Origin of the sequence: Brevundimonas sp., from assembly GCF_035935935.1 — a bacterium.
Lineage (GTDB): Bacteria > Pseudomonadota > Alphaproteobacteria > Caulobacterales > Caulobacteraceae > Brevundimonas.
The window spans coordinates 89360-104335 of the sequence record NZ_DASYWO010000003.1; the positions used below are offsets into that span (position 1 = coordinate 89360).

Sequence of the window (14976 nt, forward strand, 5' to 3'; positions counted from 1 at the left end):
ACATGATGTGGGGCGAATCGGCCGCGCTTCAAGCCGGCGCCGCCGCCTCCAGCAGGGCGTCGGGGATGGGCATCAGGCGCGGCCCGTCGGTCCACACCAGCGCCGCCTCGACCCGCCGGCCCGGCCAGACCGTCTTCAGCGCCGCGACGTACAGCGCCATCTGCGTCAGATAGGCGGGGTCCGCGTCCTCGATGCGGTCGGGCGCGGGGCGGTTGGTCTTGAAGTCCACGACCCGCACCCGGTCCGGCGTGATCGCCAGCCGGTCGATCCGGCCGGACACCGTCAGCCCGCCGACCTTGCCCGCCACGGCCACCTCGGCGCGCGATCCGGCGCCGAACACCTCGGCGAACCGCGCGTCCTCGAGAACGCCCAGCGCCGCGCCGACCATCTCCTCGATCCGCCCCGCGTCCAGGTCGGGTTCGCGCGCGAGCATCCGCCGCGCCGTGTCCTCACGCCGGTCGACCGCGACCTCCGGCAGCCGCTCCAGAAGCCGGTGGATCAGGTCGCCGCGCCGGAACCGGCCCAGCGGGGCGCCCGGCCCGGCGGCAGTGGCGAGCGGGGACGGCGCCGGCACGCGGATCGACCCCTCCAGCCGCGAGGGCGACGCCGCCCGCGCTGTTCGATCCGCCGGCGGAGCACGCCGGGCCCAGTCAGGCACGGCCACCGCCTCGCCTCCCGCCGCGGCGCCCGCCCCGACGGTCTCCGGATCATGGCCGAAGCGACGCACGGTCAGCCCGCGCGGTCCCTCCAGCTCGCGCACGTCGTCCAGCCTGCCGAACGTCTCCTCGATCACCTCGCGCCAGCTGCCGGCCGCCGGCCTCCGCCCCGCCGCCACGCGGCCCATGATCACCAGCCGGTCCCGTGCGCGCGTCAGGGCGACGTACAGCAGCCGCAGCGTCTCGGCCTGCGTGCGGGCGTCGCGCCCCGCCCGCGCCTCCATGGCGGCCGGACAGTCCTCGCCCTTCGACGAGGCGCACAGGATGCGCCCCTCCGTCCCGTCCGACAGCGTGAACGGCAGCAGCGGCGCCCCGCGGCCCGCGCCCGGCACGGCCGTGGTGTCCGGCAGGATCACCACCGGCGCTTCCAGCCCCTTGGCCCCGTGGACCGTCATGACCCGCACCTGACCGTGCGCGCCCTCCAGCTCGCGCTTCACCTCGACGTCGGCGGCCTCCATCCGCGCCAGCGCTGTCTCCAGATCGACCGCCCCGCGGCCCTCGCCCGCCAGCACCAGGTTCAGCGTCTCGTCGATCGCCTCCGCCGCCTCGGCGCCCAGCCGGTTCAGCATGCGCACCCGCCCCGTCAGCCCCTGCGCGTCCGCGCGGTTCAGCAGGCCGGAGAAGAAGCCGAAGGCGTCCCGGTTCGCCATCTCCCGCGCGTCGGCAAGCAGGTCCAGCGCGCGTCCCCACTCCCCCCGCTCTACCGCCCGCGCCTTCAGGCAAGCCCAGAGCCCCGGCCGCTTCGCCTCCGCCCCCGCCAGATCGAAAAGCGAGTCCTCAGACACGTCGCAGAACGGCCCGCGCAGGATCTCGGCCACCGTCAGATCGTCGTGGGGGAACAGGGCGAAGCGGGCGAGCGCGCGCAGGTCATGGAACGCCACATGCTCCGACAGCTTCAGCCGGTCGGCCCCCGCCACCGGCACGCCCGCCCCTTTCAAGCCGCGCAGGATTTCCTCGAACGTCGCGTCGCGCCGCCGGACCAGCACCAGAAAGTCGCCGTAGCCGCAGGGACGCAGGACGCCGTCCTTGCCGTGGACCGCCACGCCCGCCTCCACCTGACGCCTGATGTCCTGCGCCAGATCCCGCGCCAACCGCTTTCGCGCGTTCTCGCGCGGCGCGGCGTCCAGCGGCGCGTCCCACGCCTCCTGATCCGGCGCCGGCTCCTCCTCGTGCAGATCCCAGAGATCGACCGAACCGCGGTGGTCCGCGCGCGCCGCCACATGCTCAAGCTCGACGCTGTGGTCGCCGGCGCCCATCAGGGCTTCCAGCCGGGTCGGCGAGCCCGGCAGATTGAAGACCCGATCGACGAAGCCCAGCACCTGCGGGGTCGAGCGGAAGGAGGTGTGCAGCGCCACCGGTTCGAACGGCAGCCCCGCCTCCTGCGCCAGCCGCTGGTACCGCTGGTTCTCCTGCCGCAGCCGCTCCGGACGCGCGCCCTGGAAAGAGTAGATCGACTGCTTCTCGTCCCCCACCGCGAACACCGTGCGCGGGCCGTCGCCGCGCGCCGTGCCGGCCCCGGCGAAGAAGCCTTCGGTCAGGGCCTGCAGGATCTCCCACTGCTCCGGCGCCGTGTCCTGCGCCTCGTCGATCAGGACGTGATCGATGCCGCCGTCCAGCTTGAACAGCACCCAGGCCGCGTCCGCCCGCACCGTCAGCAGCCGCACGGCCGCGGCGATCAGGTCGGCGAAGTCCAGCGCGCCGGACGCGCGCTTGGCGGCCTCGTAGAAGGCCGCGTGCACGCTCGCCAGCGCCAGCACGTGTTCCGTTTCTTCCGCCGTGCGGATCTTCCGCCCGGTCTCGACCGCCTGCCAGTAGGCGGCGTCCAGCGCCTCCATTTCCGCCTTGGCGGCCGGGGGGCACTTGCCCGTGACGATCGAGGCCCTGCGCTTGCCCGACGTCAGGAAGACGGCGCCCAACGCCTCGAAGGTCCAGGCCGCGGCGCGCATCCGGTCGGCGCACTTGCCGTCGTTGGCGCTTCCCTTCGCCACCTCCGCCGCCAGCGCAAGCCAGCGGGCCCGGTCCATGCGCCGCATGAAGCCGTCGTGATGCTCCGCCAGCGTTTCCGCGGGCGCGCCGAAGGCGACGCGGGGCCCGTCGCTCCGCCCGCTCGCGATCCGCGCCAGCCACGCCGTCAGCACCTCACGGTCGCCCTCGATGCGGGACAGCAGGCCCTGGAAGGCCTCCCAGTCCAGCGTCACGGCGAAATGGGCATAGGCCCGGCCCACCCGCCCCTCGGCGTCGGCCAGCGCGTGCCGCGCCAGTTCCTCCCGCGCCGCCTTCGACAGCTCCGCCGCCGCGACGTCGTCCAGAACCTCGAATCCCGGATCGACTCCCGCCTCGATCGGGAAGCGCCGCAGCAGCTGTTCGCAGAAGGCGTGCAGGGTCTGGATCTTCAGCCCGCCCGGCGTCTCCAGCGCCCGCGCGAACAGCGTCCGCGCCTGCCGCGTCGACACCTGAAGCGCCGCCTCGTCCACACCCTCAAGCGCCGCCAGCTCGGCGCGCAGGTCGGCGTCGTTCATGATGGCCCAGCGCCCCAACCGGTCGTACAGCCGGCTCTGCATCTCGGCGGCGGCGGCCTTGGTGTAGGTGACGCACAGCACTTCGGCAGGCTTCGTTCCGGTCAGCAGCAGGCGGGCCACCCGGTCCACCAGGGTCGAGGTCTTGCCCGAGCCGGCGTTGGCCACGACGAAGACGCTGGCCGTCGGGTCGGCGGCCCGGCGCTGGGCGGGATCGGGCTGCGGGCGGCTCATGCCTCGTCCCCCTCGCCGCCGCCGGCGACGTGCCACTCCCACACGCGCGACAGGTGGTCGTAGTTGCCGCCGAAATTGCCCATGAACTGCGGCGCGACCCAGCTCAGGTATGGCGTCTCCGCCGTGTCGAAGCGGGCCACGCGCGCCTTCAGCCCGGCCAGCGCCGCCTGCGACAGCGCCACCGCCTCCGCGCCCGCCGCCCGCACGCAGACCTCGTCGGCCCGGTCGCGCCCGGTGACGCGGACGTAGGTCAGCTCCTCGGGTTCCACCGCCGGCGCGTCGGCGAAGCCCGCCTCGGCCAGGATGGCGCCGGTCAGCGTCAGCTGCGGGCTGAACCCCGCCTCGATCTGCTTCTTCGAGGGGATGCCGCCGGTCTTGAAGTCCATCACCGCCGCCCCGTGAGCGGACACCTCGATGCGGTCGGCCTTGGCCGTCACGGTGAAGGGCGCGAAGGGCGCGGCGAAGGCATGCCGCACCGTCTGTTCCACGCGCACCTCGATCCCGCGCGCACGACGGTCCGCCTCCAGCCGCGCCAGGGTCCGCGCGCAGTTCCGGGCCAGCGGCCCCTCGCGCGCCATGGCCGCCTCGTCGAACCCGGCGGAGGTCAGCTCCTCGATCAGCAGGTCATGCAGCACCGTTTCGCAATCGTCCGGCAGCACCTCCGGCCAGCCCAGAACCAGCCGTTCCAGCGCCTTGTGAACCGCCGTGCCGCGCGCCAGGGCTTCGGCCGACCGCCCCGGCCGCTCCATCTCGCGCAGGCCCAGCACGTACCGGGCGTAGACGGCATAGGGATCGCGCACCCAGCGTTCGATCGCCGTGACCGGCAGCTCCCGCGGACGCCGATCGACCGGCGGCGTCGGGGCCGGCCGTCGGGCGGGATGAAAACCCACCGGCGCGTCCAGCGCACGCGCCAGCGCCGGCGTCCTGCCGTCGACCGGAAGGGCCACGCGCCAGTCGCCGTGCGTCGCGCCCTGCGCCAGCATGCGCAGCCGCCATAGCCAGCGGCTGGGCACCGCCGGCTGGCCGCCCTTCCGCTCGCGCTCGACCAGCACCACCTCGGGCGCGGCGGCGGCCTGGATGAAGTCCTGCGCCGTCTGCCCCAGCCGCTTCTCCGGCGGCGGCAAACCGACGGCCTCGCGCATCGGCCGCGACAGCAGGGGATCGGTCGGCGCGGCGCCCGGCCATGTCCCCTCCTCCAACCCCGCCAGGATCATCCGGTCGGCCCGGACCAGCCGCGCCTCGACCGCGCCGAGGATGCGCAGGGACGGATGTGTCGCGTCCCCCGACCTCACCGTCTCCTCCCCCGCCAGATCGGCCAGCAGCCGCGCGAAGGCCTTCGGCTCCACTTCGCCCAAGGGCGCGCCATGTTCGATCAGTCCCGCCAGCAGCGCCGCGGCGGCCTCGCCGTCGTTCCCGCCCCAGGCGTCCAGCCCTGCCATCGCCTCGATGAAGCCCGTCAGGGACCGGGCCGCCTCGTCCAGACGCGCCCCGGGGGCGAAGGCCGCGCGCGCCGCGCCGGTCAGCGCCTCCAGCCGGTCCAGCAGGGCCTCCGCCGCCCGCACGCGCGCCATCGTCGTTTCCGACGCCCCGCGTCCGTCGTCGCGCGGGGAGCGCGCCTTCAGCAGCGCTGCGCGCGCCCGGGCGAAGTCGCGCAGCCGCGGCCCGCGCAGGGCGTGCGCCTCCAGCCCCCGCCGCGCCGCGACGAAGTCCACCTCGCCGAGGTCCAGCCGCACCGCCGGATGCTTCAGCAGCCCCAGCAAGGCCTGCGGATCCAGCGGGTCCGCGACGACCCGGGCCGCCAGCGACAACAGCCGTCCCGCCTGCGTCCGCGGCAACGGCGCGCCGGACGAGCTGTCCGCAACCACGCGCCACCGCTCCAGCCGCGCGGCCACCCGTCGCGACAGGTCCAGATCGGGCGTCACCAGCGCACAGGTCCGGCCCGGCGTCTCCAGCGTCTCGCGCATCAGCAGGGCGATGGCTCCGGCCGCGTCCTCCTCGTTTCGCGCGGTGACGACCGACAGGCCCTCCAGCCCCAGCGCGACGGGGTCGGCGCCGGTCTCGCCGGACCAGTCCTCACGCAGCTTGGCGATCGCGTCGCGCCAGTCGCCCGTCGCCTCGGCGGGGCGAAGGGCTTCAGACAGCACGCGCCCACGCGCCCGGCTCCGCCTGTCCTCGCTCGCCGCCGTCTCCGGCCGAAACCAAGGCCGCACCTCGGCGCGCGCCACGCCGGCCGCCGCCAGCAGCCGGCCCAGAGCGTGCTGGGGGTGTTGGGCGTCGCCGATCGCGGCGTCGTGCACCTCGGCGGGCGCCTCCCGGTCCAGACCCGGCACGACCACCGCCCCGCGCGGCGCGCCCGCCACGGCCTTCAGCACCGCCGCCGCCGCCGGCGCGGTGCCGGTCGATCCGGCCGCCAGCAGCGGGCGGTCGGGCGGCGCCTCGGTCCAGCGCTCCGCCAGCAGCCGCAAAAGTCGCGCGCGCCGCCACGCCGGATCGACCCGGCCCAGTTCCGCCAGCCGCGCCGGCCAGCGCCGCGTGGCGATGCGCAGAAATCGCGCCGTCTCCTGCCAGTGCCGGGCCAGATCGCCGGTGACCAGATCGTCCAGCCGGGACATGTCCTCGACCTCCTCGATCTGGCAGCTGTCGAGGAATCGTCCCAGCGCGTCGGCCAGACCCAGCGCCCCGACCGGCGTCAGGCCCGGACGGAGGTCTTCTTCCACGATCAGCCGCGCCAGCTCGAACCGTCGCGCCCGCGCGTCGATGGCCGGGGGCAGATCCAGCCCGACGTCCCCGGGCGAGAACGGCGGCTCGTCCTCCTCCAGATCGCCCAGCGGACGGACCTCGGGCAACAGCACGGCCTGATCCCCCGCCCGCTTCCCCAGGGCCTGCGAGAAGGCCCGCGCCGCCCGTCGATTGGGCAGCAGGACCACGGCGTCCGACAGGGCCTCCGGCTCCCGCTCCCCGAGCCACGCCAGCACGCCGTCCGCCAGATCCTCCAGGAACGGTCGGTGCGCGTCGATGGAGAACCAGCGCGGACCGGGGCCGGCGAAGGGGTCGAAGGTCATCCTCTTGCCCTACCGCCCGCCGCGCGGCGGCTCGCTGCCTGAGGACGAGCGCAGCCGCGCCTCCGCCTCGTCGCGCGCCTGCGGGTCGCCGACGTGCATCCAGTCGCCGTCAAGCACGCAGCCGCACAGCCGGCCTTCCGCAGCCGACTTGCGCCACAGCGGGCTCAGCGAGAACGGCCCGTCCGGGCCCTCGTCGGCATAGTCCGGCCGCGTGATGTGCACGCCCATGTAGGCGTAGGGCGCGGACGCCGCCTCGCCCCGGAACGTCAGCCGTCCGTCTCGGTCCAGAAAGAAGTCGCCGTCGCCCTCGAACCCGATCGACCCCTCGCGCCGCGCCAGCAGCAGCGCCGCGTCCATCCGCTCCGGATCCCACAGGCGGATCAGATCGCCCAGGGCGTCGCCGCGGTCGATCCAGACGCTGTCGATGTTGGCCACGAACACCGGATCGTCGCCCAGCAGCGCCCGCGCCTTCTTGAGCCCGCCGCCGGTCTCCAGCAGTTCGGCGCGCTCGTCCGAGATCACGATCTCCGGCGCGCGACCCCGCGCGCCCAGATGCGCCTCCAGCCGGTCGGCGAACCAGTGCACGTTGACCACCGCGCGCTCGACCCCGCCCTCGGCCAGCCGGTCCAGCAGGTGGTCGATCAGCGCGCGCCCGCCGACCTCGACCAGCGCCTTGGGCCGGTCGTCCGTCAGCGGCCGCATCCGCGTGCCCAGCCCTGCGGCCAGCACCATGGCGGTCGTCGGCCCGCTCACAGCCGCGCCTCCACGGGCACGTGCCGGGCGAACCAGGCGGCGACCCTTTCCAGGCCGGGCTTCTGCAGGTTGCGGTCCAGGTGCGCCCACATGCGCGGCATGAACTGCGCGTAGCGCGGCTTGCCGTCGCGCGTGATCAGACGGGCGAAGACGCCCAGGATGCGCGCCTCGTTCAGGGCCGCCAGCGCGGCGTAGTCGGCGCGGTATTCCTCGCGCGGCACCATGGCCACGTCGCAATAATGCTCGAAGCAGACGGCCTCCAGCTCCGGCGGCACGTCGCGGCGCGCGTCCTGCAGCAGCGAGTGCAGGTCCCACACCGGGTGCGCCAGCACCGCGTCCTGAAAGTCGATCAGCCCGACGCGCCGGTGATGCGTCCGCTCCGGCAGCCAGATCAAATTCTCGGCGTGATAGTCCCGGTGCGCGATGGTCCAGGCCTTTGCTTCGCCCATGGCCGCGATCGGCTCCCAGGCCTCGGCCCACTCGTCCCGCGCCGCCTTACCGAAGTCGACCTGCGGCCGGAACTTCGGCCACCACTCCACGAACAGGTCCGCCCCGCCCTGCAGCGCGACGGCGTCATAGGTCAGCAGCGGCCAGTCCCCGCCCGGTCCCTGCATCACCGGCGGCTGCAGCGCCGCCATGTGGATGCGCGCGACGGCGTCGACGGCGGCCAGATACAGGGGCGCCTGCGGCTCGCCGTCGTCGATCACCCTGGCGAACAGGTCGTCGCCGAAGTCCTCGATCACCGCCAGGCCGTTGGGCGCGTCCACCGCGATCACCTCCGGCGTCGACAGCCCGGCGTGCCGCAGGTGCTCGGCCACTGCGGTGAAGGCCTCGATCCGTCCCGCCGACAGGCGCGCCGTCGCGTTCCAGCCGGCGGCCCTGCGCTGCTCAGGCGTCCACGACGGATCGCACGGCGGACTTTCGGCCGACGGCGCCTGATCCATCAGCATCAGCGTCCGGCCCGACGCCGTCGTCAGCCGCTCATACCGGCGCGTCGAGGCGTCGCCGGGCAGGGGCGCGCGCGCCGCCTCGGCCAGGCCGGCGGACTTCAGGAAGTCGAGCCGCAGGGCTTCACGATCGGACATGGATCTCCTTCACCGCCTCTTCCCACCGCCCTGCGCCGGAAACGGTCGCAGCCCGGCCGGCGCCGTCCTCTTCCAGACGGATCGTCAGCCGGTCCGGCCCCAGCCAGCCCCCGGGATCGTCGCCCAGCCGCTCCGGCCACTCGATCAGCGCCGCGCCCGTGTCCAGCGCCTCGTCCAGCCCGATCTCGGCCGCCTCTGACGCGCGTTCCAGCCGGTACAGGTCGAAGTGCGCCACGGGCGGCGCGGTCTCGTAGACCTGAACGATCGTGAAGGTCGGGCTGGGAACGTCCACGTCCTCGCCCGCCAGCGCCCGGATCAGGCCGCGCGCCAGCGTCGACTTGCCCATCCCCAGCGGCCCGTCCAGCAGCACGGCGTCGCCGGGCCGCAGCAGCGGCGCGATGGCGCGCCCCAGCGCCGTCGTCGCCGCCTGGTCGGCCAGCGGCAACCTCATGCGAAGTCCGCGTCCGGCTGGGTCGGCAGCACGCGCTCGACGAAGGCCTTCAGCGCATAGGTCGCCTTGCCCGCGTCGACGTCCAGCCGCTCCGGCGGGATCGCCTTTCCGACCATCAGACGGAACGGCTTCTTCCGCTTGTTCAGCAGCTCGTGGAACAGGGTCACGTCCCTCAGCTCGGCCGAGAAGCGGTTGAAGAAATGGAACAGCCGGCTGTACGGCCCCGACACGTGGATCGGCACGATCGGCGCCCGGTATTTGCGCGCCAGCGACGCCGCCGTGGGCGCCCACTCCGGATCGGTCAGGGCCCCGTCCTCCATCCGCGCCAGCCGCCCCGCGGGAAACAGGACCACGCAGCGCTCCGCCTCGAACGCCGCCCGCGCGGCCTCCAGCGTGGCGCGCGTCTTCTCCCGCGTGCGCTTGTCGACGACCCATTCCACCGGAATCACCGTCTCGGCCAGCCGCGGGCAGACCCTCAGGGCGTCGGCGTTGGCGAAGAAGATGGCGTCGGGTCGCCGCTCCCGGATGGCGTCGAACACCGCCACGCCGTCGGCGATGCCTGTCGGATGGTTGGCCGCCACGACGCACCGCCCCTCCGTCGGCAACCGGTCCAGATTCAGGGCTGAGACCTTCAGGTCCAGCAGGTCCGACACCTGCTCCAGCGCGATGCGGCCCGGGCTGTCGGCGATCATGTCGGCCATGCGCCGCGCCTGACGATAGCCCAGCAGCCGGTACAGCCCCGGCCGGACCAGCGGCCAGGTCCACGACCGCGTCAGCCGGGGGGCGCGCTCGGCGATCAGCACGTCGACGATGTGAGGGGCGGCCCGCGTCATCCGCCCGGTTGTCGCCGCTCCCGCGCGGCCGGGCAAGGGTCGGGTTGGGGCCGGGGCTGACCCCGGCGCGCGGCGCGTGCTACGCCTCCGCCCACATCCACCGGAGTCTGCCCATGCGAAGTGCGCTTCTGTTCTCCGCCGCCCTCGCGGCGCTCGCCCTCGGCGCCGCCGCGCCGGCCGCCGCCCAGCAGGCGGGGGCGCAGATCGACCGCTTCACCTACGACGACCTGATCATGGTCAACCGCCTGTCGGACCCCCAGGTCTCGCCCGACGGCGCGACGGTGATCTATTCGGTCCGCGCCACCGACCTGCCGAACAACCGCGGCGTCTCCAGCCTCTATGCCCAGCCGGTCGCCGGCGAGAGCGAGCCGCGGCGTCTGGCCATCTCCGACGGCGGCGCCAACACCGCGCGCTGGGCCCCGGACGGCAAGCTGTACTTCCTCTCGGGCCGCTCGGGCTCCAGCCAGGTCTGGGTCTCGGCCGACCAGGGCGCCAGCGCGGCCCAGGTCACCGACCTGCCCGTCGACGTCCAGACCTACCGCCTCAGCCCCGCCGGCGATCGCCTCGCCGTGGCCCTGGCCGTGCATCCGGACTGCGCCGATCTGGCCTGCTCGGTGGCGAAGACCGAGGCCGAGGCCGCCTCGAAGTCGACGGGTCAGGTCTACGACCGCGTCTTCGTCCGGCACTGGGACACTTGGGCCGACGGCACGCAGAACCACCTGTTCGTGGCCCCGATCGGCGCCGACGGCCGCGCCGGCGAGGCCGTCTGGGTGACGAAGGGCTTCGACGGCGACACCCCCTCCAAGCCGTTCGGCGACGAGAACGACTTCACCTTCACGCCCGACGGTCAGGGGATCGTCTTCTCCGCCCGCGTCGCCGGCAAGACCGAACCGTGGAGCACCAATTTCGACCTGTTCCGCACCGACCTGTCGGGCTCCGGCCAGTTCGCGAACCTGACCGACGCCAACGACGCCTGGGACGCCGGCCCGGTCTTCTCGCCCGACGGCCGCACGCTGGCGTACCGGGCCATGGCCCGCCCGGGGTTCGAGGCCGACCGCTATGTCGTCACCCTGATGGACGTGGCCACCGGACGGACGCGCCAGATCGCCACGGAGTGGGACCGCTCCGCCGACAGCCTGCAGTGGTCCCCCGACGGACGCACCGTCTACGTCACCGCCGGCGACGTCGGCCAGACGCGCCTGTTCGGGATCGACGTGCGCAGCGGGAACGTCGTGCCGATGACCGGCCCGGGCCACGTCGGCGCCTTCGACCTGACGCCGACCGGATTCGTCTTCTCGCGCGACGCGCTCGATTCTCCGGCCGAGCTCTGGTTCAAGACGTACCGCGGCCGTGAAATGCCGCGTCAGATCACCCGCGCGAATCCCCAGCTGGCCGACGAGATCTTCGGCGAGGCGGAGCAGTTCACCTTCGCCGGCTGGAACGGCGAGACGGTCCACGGCTACGTCATCAAGCCCGCGGGCCTGGCCCCGGGCGAAAAGGCGCCCGTCGCCTTCCTGATCCACGGCGGGCCGCAGGGATCGTTCGGCAACGGCTGGTCGTATCGCTGGAACCCGCAGAGCTACGCCGGCGCGGGCTATGCCGTCGTCATGATCGATTTCCACGGATCGACCGGCTACGGCCAGGCCTTCACCGACTCGATCAGCCAGCACTGGGGCGACCGCCCGCTGGAGGACCTGCAGAAGGGCTGGGCCCACGCCCTTTCGACCTACGACTTCCTGGACGGCGACCGCGCCTGCGCACTGGGCGCGTCTTACGGCGGCTACATGGTCAACTGGATCGCCGGCAACTGGAACGAGCCGTGGAAATGCCTCGTCAATCACGACGGCGTCTTCGACACGCGCGCCATGGGCTATGAGACCGAGGAGCTGTGGTTCACCGAGTGGGAAAACGGCGGCCCCGTGTTCGAGAACCCCGAGGGCTACGAACGCTTCAACCCCGTCCACCACGTCGACAAGTGGCGCGTGCCCATGCTGGTGGTGCAGGGCGACCTGGACTTCCGCATCCCGACCTCGCAGGGGCTGGCCACCTTCAACGCCCTGCAGCGCCGCGGCATCGAAAGCCGCCTGCTGGTCTTCCCGGACGAGAACCACTGGGTGCTGAAGTCGGCCAACAGCCTGCAATGGCACCAGACCGTGTTCGGCTGGCTGGACCAGCACCTCAAGGCCGAGTGACCGGGCATGAGAAAGGGGCGGAGCCGGCGGCTCCGCCCCCGTTTCCTCGCGAAGGCGGATCAGCGCGCGGCGCGGACGCGCGCGTCGTTGACCCTCACCAGTTCGGCGTACTCGCGCTCGCTCATGCAGCGCGGCGCCTCCCAACCCTTGTCGGCCTCCAGCACCTGACGCGCCGTCATGAACACCGGACGCTCGCCATAGGTGCGCTCATAGCTGCGGGCGGTGATCTGATCCTGACCGCAGACCATCACGGCCTTGGTCACGGGGTCGGCCGGGGTCGCCAGAACGGGGCCCGCTCCCGTCGTCACGGCGAGCGCCAGCACAAGGGACGAAGTGACTTTCCGGATCATGAGCGCGCCTCCACAGCTCGAAAAAGGTCAGGGTTCGGAAGGAAGAATGCGCCAAAACGCGACGATGTAAAGCTTTTGCGACAACTATTCCGCAGCCGACTCAAATGACGCGGAAATTTCATGGATCGACGGGCGCGGCCGGTCCGTTGCCCGTTCCGTATCTGCCCGCCATGACCCGTCGCGCCGTCCTCGCCTCCGCCCTCGCCTCGCTCGCCGCCGCCTGCTCGCCGCTGGCGGCGCTCAATGCGCTGGGCCCCCGCGATCGCGGCGCCGGCCGGATCGCGCGCGACCTGCCCTACGGTGACGACCCCCGTCAGAGGTTCGACCTCTACGCGCCCCGGGATCGGTCGCGGCCCCTGCCGGTGATCGTCTTTTTCTACGGCGGCGGCTGGGACTCCGGCTCCCGGGATCACTACGGCTGGGCCGCCCAGGCGCTGGCGGCACAGGGCTTCCTCGTCGCCCTGCCCGACTACCGCGTCGTGCCGCAGGTCCGCTTCCCGGCCTTTGTGGAGGACGCGGCGGCCGCCACCGCCCGCGTGGCCGCGGTGGCGCGCGAGCACGGCGGCGACCCCGACCGCCTTGGCGTCGCCGGCCATTCGGCGGGCGCCCATCTGGCGCTGATGATCACGCTGGATCGTCGCTACATGGCCGCGGTCGATCAGTCGGGCCTGATCCGGGCCGCCGCCGGACTGGCCGGCCCCTACGAGTTCCTGCCCTTCAACGTTCCGGCCTCGGTCAACGCCTTCGGCCGCGCGCCCGACCCGACCCTGACCCAGCCCGTCACCTTCGCCCGCGCCGACGCCCCGCCGATCTGGCTGGGTCACGGGACGGCCGACGTCGTCGTGCACGCCGAGGACACCGAGATCCTGCGCGACCGTCTGCACGCCCTCGGCGCCCCGGTGGAGGCGAAGCTCTATGAAGGCCTGAACCACGCAGACCTGATCGCGACCTTCTCGCCGCTGTTCCGCCGCAAGGCGCCGGTCCTGGCGGACGTCAGCGACTTCTTCCGGCGCACGCTGGGCTGACGCCCCCAGGCCGTGGGCCCCGCGCGGCGAGGACCGGCTGCAAGACGGCCCGTCTCGCCAAGGTCACGTTCCTCCGTTAAGGGAGGCCATGACAGAACAGATGAACGCGCAGGCGGCGCTGGACCGCCTCGAAACCCTCTACGCACAATCGGTCGCCGAACTCCGCACCGCGGTGAAGACCTTCCTCGCGACCGGCGAACGCGCCGACGCGGAAGCCCGGGCGAACGGCCTGTTCGCCTATCCCAGACTCAAGGTGACCTGGTTCGGCGAGCGGCCGGCCAACCTCGAGGCCCGCGCCTACGGCCGCATGTCGCGCCCCGGCGTCTACTCCACGACCGTCACCCGGCCCGACCTGTTCCGCCCCTATCTGACCGAACAGCTGGAACTGCTGGCTCGCGACTACGGCGCGACCTTCGAGGTCGAGCCGTCGGATCAGGAAATCCCCTTCCCCTACGTGATGGACGGTTCGGACGTGGCGCTGGACCGCACCCAGACCGCCGCCATCGCCCGCTGGTTCCCCACCACCGACCTGGCCCACATCGGCGACGAGATTTCCGACGGCCTGTTCGATCCGGGCGAGGACTTCCCGCTGGCCCAGTTCGACGGCCTGCGCACCGACTTCTCGCTGGCGCGCCTGCGGCATTACACGGGCACGCCCGTCGAGGCGGTGCAGAGCTACGTCCTCTTCACCAACTATAACCGCTACGTCGACGAGTTCGTGCGCTGGGCCGTGGGGCAGCTGCGCGATCCGGACACCCCCTACCAGACCCTCGTCTGCGCGGGCGGCGTGGTCGTCGACAAGGACACCGCCGATCCCGAGGCCGCCGTGCTCGACGCGGCCTGGAAGAAGCATCAGATGCCCGCCTGGCACCTGACCGCGCCGGGGCATGAAGGCATCACCCTGGTCAACATCGGCGTCGGCCCGTCCAATGCCAAGACGATCTGCGACCACCTTGCGGTCACCCGGCCGCACGTCTGGATGATGATCGGCCACTGCGGCGGCCTGCGCCCCAGCCAGACCATCGGCGACTTCGTCCTGGCCCACGCCTATCTGCGTGACGACCACGTGCTGGACGCGGTGCTGCCGCCGGACATCCCGATTCCCTCGATCGCCGAGGTCCAGCGCGCTCTCTACGACGCCACCAAGGTCGTCTCCGGCATGCCGGGCGAGGAGGTGAAGCGGCGCCTGCGCACCGGCACCGTCGTCACCACCGACGACCGCAACTGGGAGCTGCGCTACACGAAGTCGGCGCTGCGCTTCAACCAGAGCCGCGCCGTCGCCATCGACATGGAAAGCGCCACCATCGCCGCCCAGGGCTATCGCTTCCGCGTGCCCTACGGGACGCTGCTCTGCGTCTCCGACAAGCCGCTGCATGGCGAGATCAAGCTGCCCGGTCAGGCCAACCGCTTCTACGAAGGCTCCATCTCGGAACACCTGCAGATCGGCATCCACGCCGTCGACCTGCTGCGGCAGGAGGGCCAGCGCCTGCACAGCCGCAAGCTCCGGGCCTTCGACGAGCCGCCGTTCCGCTAGGCCCGCAGCGGGCCATGGCCGCGGAACCGGCGGCCCGGCTCGCCCAGCTCGCTCCAGCCTGCCGACGTCAACCGCACGCCTGTCTTTCCCGTCGGCTCGGCCAGCCCCAGCACGGTCAGCCGCCGCACGGCCTCCGGACTGCAGGTGCGGTCGGGATCGGCCAGATCCAGCATGGCCTCGCGGCGTTCGTCGGGGGTCATCCGGCGGCTATAGCCCATCGGCGCC

Annotated in this window: 11 protein-coding genes; 3 read left to right on the forward strand and 8 right to left on the reverse strand. The window is 72.8% G+C overall.

Translation table 11 applies throughout. The annotated features are described in order from the left end of the window. Positions 1-28: 28 nt before the first annotated feature. Genes addA through VGR32_RS02485 form a run of 6 tightly spaced genes read right to left on the reverse strand, consistent with a single transcriptional unit; the run spans position 29 to position 9650 of the window. The gene (gene addA / locus VGR32_RS02460; protein ID WP_327447705.1) at positions 29-3466 is read right to left on the reverse strand and encodes a double-strand break repair helicase AddA; all 3438 of its coding nucleotides are present in this window, start codon (positions 3464-3466) and stop codon (positions 29-31) included. Further along, on the reverse strand, positions 3463-6528 hold the full coding sequence (gene addB, locus VGR32_RS02465) for a double-strand break repair protein AddB (RefSeq protein ID WP_327447706.1): 3066 nt from the start codon (positions 6526-6528) through the stop codon (positions 3463-3465). Before addB ends, addA begins: the two co-directional genes overlap by 4 nt. A gap of 9 nt (positions 6529-6537) precedes the next feature. Continuing rightward, positions 6538-7260 (reverse strand): N-acetylmuramate alpha-1-phosphate uridylyltransferase MurU, encoded by a 723-nt coding sequence (gene murU, locus VGR32_RS02470; RefSeq protein WP_327448005.1) that lies wholly within the window; start codon positions 7258-7260, stop codon positions 6538-6540. 17 nt (positions 7261-7277) lie between these two features. Beyond that, on the reverse strand, positions 7278-8366 hold the full coding sequence (gene amgK, locus VGR32_RS02475; protein WP_327447708.1) for an N-acetylmuramate/N-acetylglucosamine kinase AmgK: 1089 nt from the start codon (positions 8364-8366) through the stop codon (positions 7278-7280). Beyond that, complete coding sequence (tsaE, locus tag VGR32_RS02480) at positions 8353-8817, reverse strand: tRNA (adenosine(37)-N6)-threonylcarbamoyltransferase complex ATPase subunit type 1 TsaE (protein ID WP_327447710.1); 465 nt, start codon at positions 8815-8817, stop codon at positions 8353-8355. Before tsaE ends, amgK begins: the two co-directional genes overlap by 14 nt. Then, a complete protein-coding gene (locus VGR32_RS02485) occupies positions 8814-9650 on the reverse strand; it encodes a GNAT family N-acetyltransferase (RefSeq protein WP_327447712.1) in 837 nt (278 codons plus the stop codon). The genes tsaE and VGR32_RS02485 overlap by 4 nt, the downstream gene beginning before the upstream one ends. A gap of 113 nt (positions 9651-9763) precedes the next feature. Here VGR32_RS02485 and VGR32_RS02490 point away from each other — a divergent pair, with 113 nt between their 5' ends. Continuing rightward, positions 9764-11842 (forward strand): S9 family peptidase, encoded by a 2079-nt coding sequence (locus VGR32_RS02490; protein WP_327447714.1) that lies wholly within the window; start codon positions 9764-9766, stop codon positions 11840-11842. Between the two features lie 59 nt (positions 11843-11901). Here VGR32_RS02490 and VGR32_RS02495 read toward each other — a convergent pair whose 3' ends face one another. Next, positions 11902-12192 carry a hypothetical protein gene (locus tag VGR32_RS02495; RefSeq protein ID WP_327447715.1) on the reverse strand — a complete coding sequence of 97 codons (291 nt, stop codon included), beginning with the start codon at positions 12190-12192 and terminating at the stop codon, positions 11902-11904. A gap of 170 nt (positions 12193-12362) precedes the next feature. Here VGR32_RS02495 and VGR32_RS02500 point away from each other — a divergent pair, with 170 nt between their 5' ends. Both VGR32_RS02500 and VGR32_RS02505 read left to right on the forward strand, forming a co-directional pair. Beyond that, a complete protein-coding gene (locus VGR32_RS02500; protein ID WP_327447717.1) occupies positions 12363-13217 on the forward strand; it encodes an alpha/beta hydrolase in 855 nt (284 codons plus the stop codon). 88 nt (positions 13218-13305) lie between these two features. Next, positions 13306-14751, forward strand: coding sequence for an AMP nucleosidase (locus VGR32_RS02505; protein WP_327447719.1), 1446 nt, complete (start codon positions 13306-13308; stop codon positions 14749-14751). Here the strand turns inward: VGR32_RS02505 and VGR32_RS02510 are convergent. Further along, the gene (locus VGR32_RS02510) at positions 14748-14951 is read right to left on the reverse strand and encodes a hypothetical protein (RefSeq protein ID WP_327447721.1); all 204 of its coding nucleotides are present in this window, start codon (positions 14949-14951) and stop codon (positions 14748-14750) included. The genes VGR32_RS02505 and VGR32_RS02510 overlap by 4 nt on opposite strands. Positions 14952-14976 lie beyond the last annotated feature (25 nt).

What these genes read in the sequence shown, in the direction of transcription:
- murU (WP_327448005.1), bottom strand. Translation starts at nt 7,260, where the DNA reads ATGGTGCTGGCCGCAGGGCTGGGCACGCGGATGCGGCCGCTGACGGAC.
- VGR32_RS02500 (WP_327447717.1), top strand. Translation starts at nt 12,363, where the DNA reads ATGACCCGTCGCGCCGTCCTCGCCTCCGCCCTCGCCTCGCTCGCCGCC.
- addB (WP_327447706.1), bottom strand. Translation starts at nt 6,528, where the DNA reads ATGACCTTCGACCCCTTCGCCGGCCCCGGTCCGCGCTGGTTCTCCATC.
- amgK (WP_327447708.1), bottom strand. Translation starts at nt 8,366, where the DNA reads ATGTCCGATCGTGAAGCCCTGCGGCTCGACTTCCTGAAGTCCGCCGGC.
- VGR32_RS02495 (WP_327447715.1), bottom strand. Translation starts at nt 12,192, where the DNA reads ATGATCCGGAAAGTCACTTCGTCCCTTGTGCTGGCGCTCGCCGTGACG.
- VGR32_RS02490 (WP_327447714.1), top strand. Translation starts at nt 9,764, where the DNA reads ATGCGAAGTGCGCTTCTGTTCTCCGCCGCCCTCGCGGCGCTCGCCCTC.
- VGR32_RS02510 (WP_327447721.1), bottom strand. Translation starts at nt 14,951, where the DNA reads ATGACCCCCGACGAACGCCGCGAGGCCATGCTGGATCTGGCCGATCCC.
- tsaE (WP_327447710.1), bottom strand. Translation starts at nt 8,817, where the DNA reads ATGAGGTTGCCGCTGGCCGACCAGGCGGCGACGACGGCGCTGGGGCGC.
- addA (WP_327447705.1), bottom strand. Translation starts at nt 3,466, where the DNA reads ATGAGCCGCCCGCAGCCCGATCCCGCCCAGCGCCGGGCCGCCGACCCG.
- VGR32_RS02505 (WP_327447719.1), top strand. Translation starts at nt 13,306, where the DNA reads ATGACAGAACAGATGAACGCGCAGGCGGCGCTGGACCGCCTCGAAACC.
- VGR32_RS02485 (WP_327447712.1), bottom strand. Translation starts at nt 9,650, where the DNA reads ATGACGCGGGCCGCCCCTCACATCGTCGACGTGCTGATCGCCGAGCGC.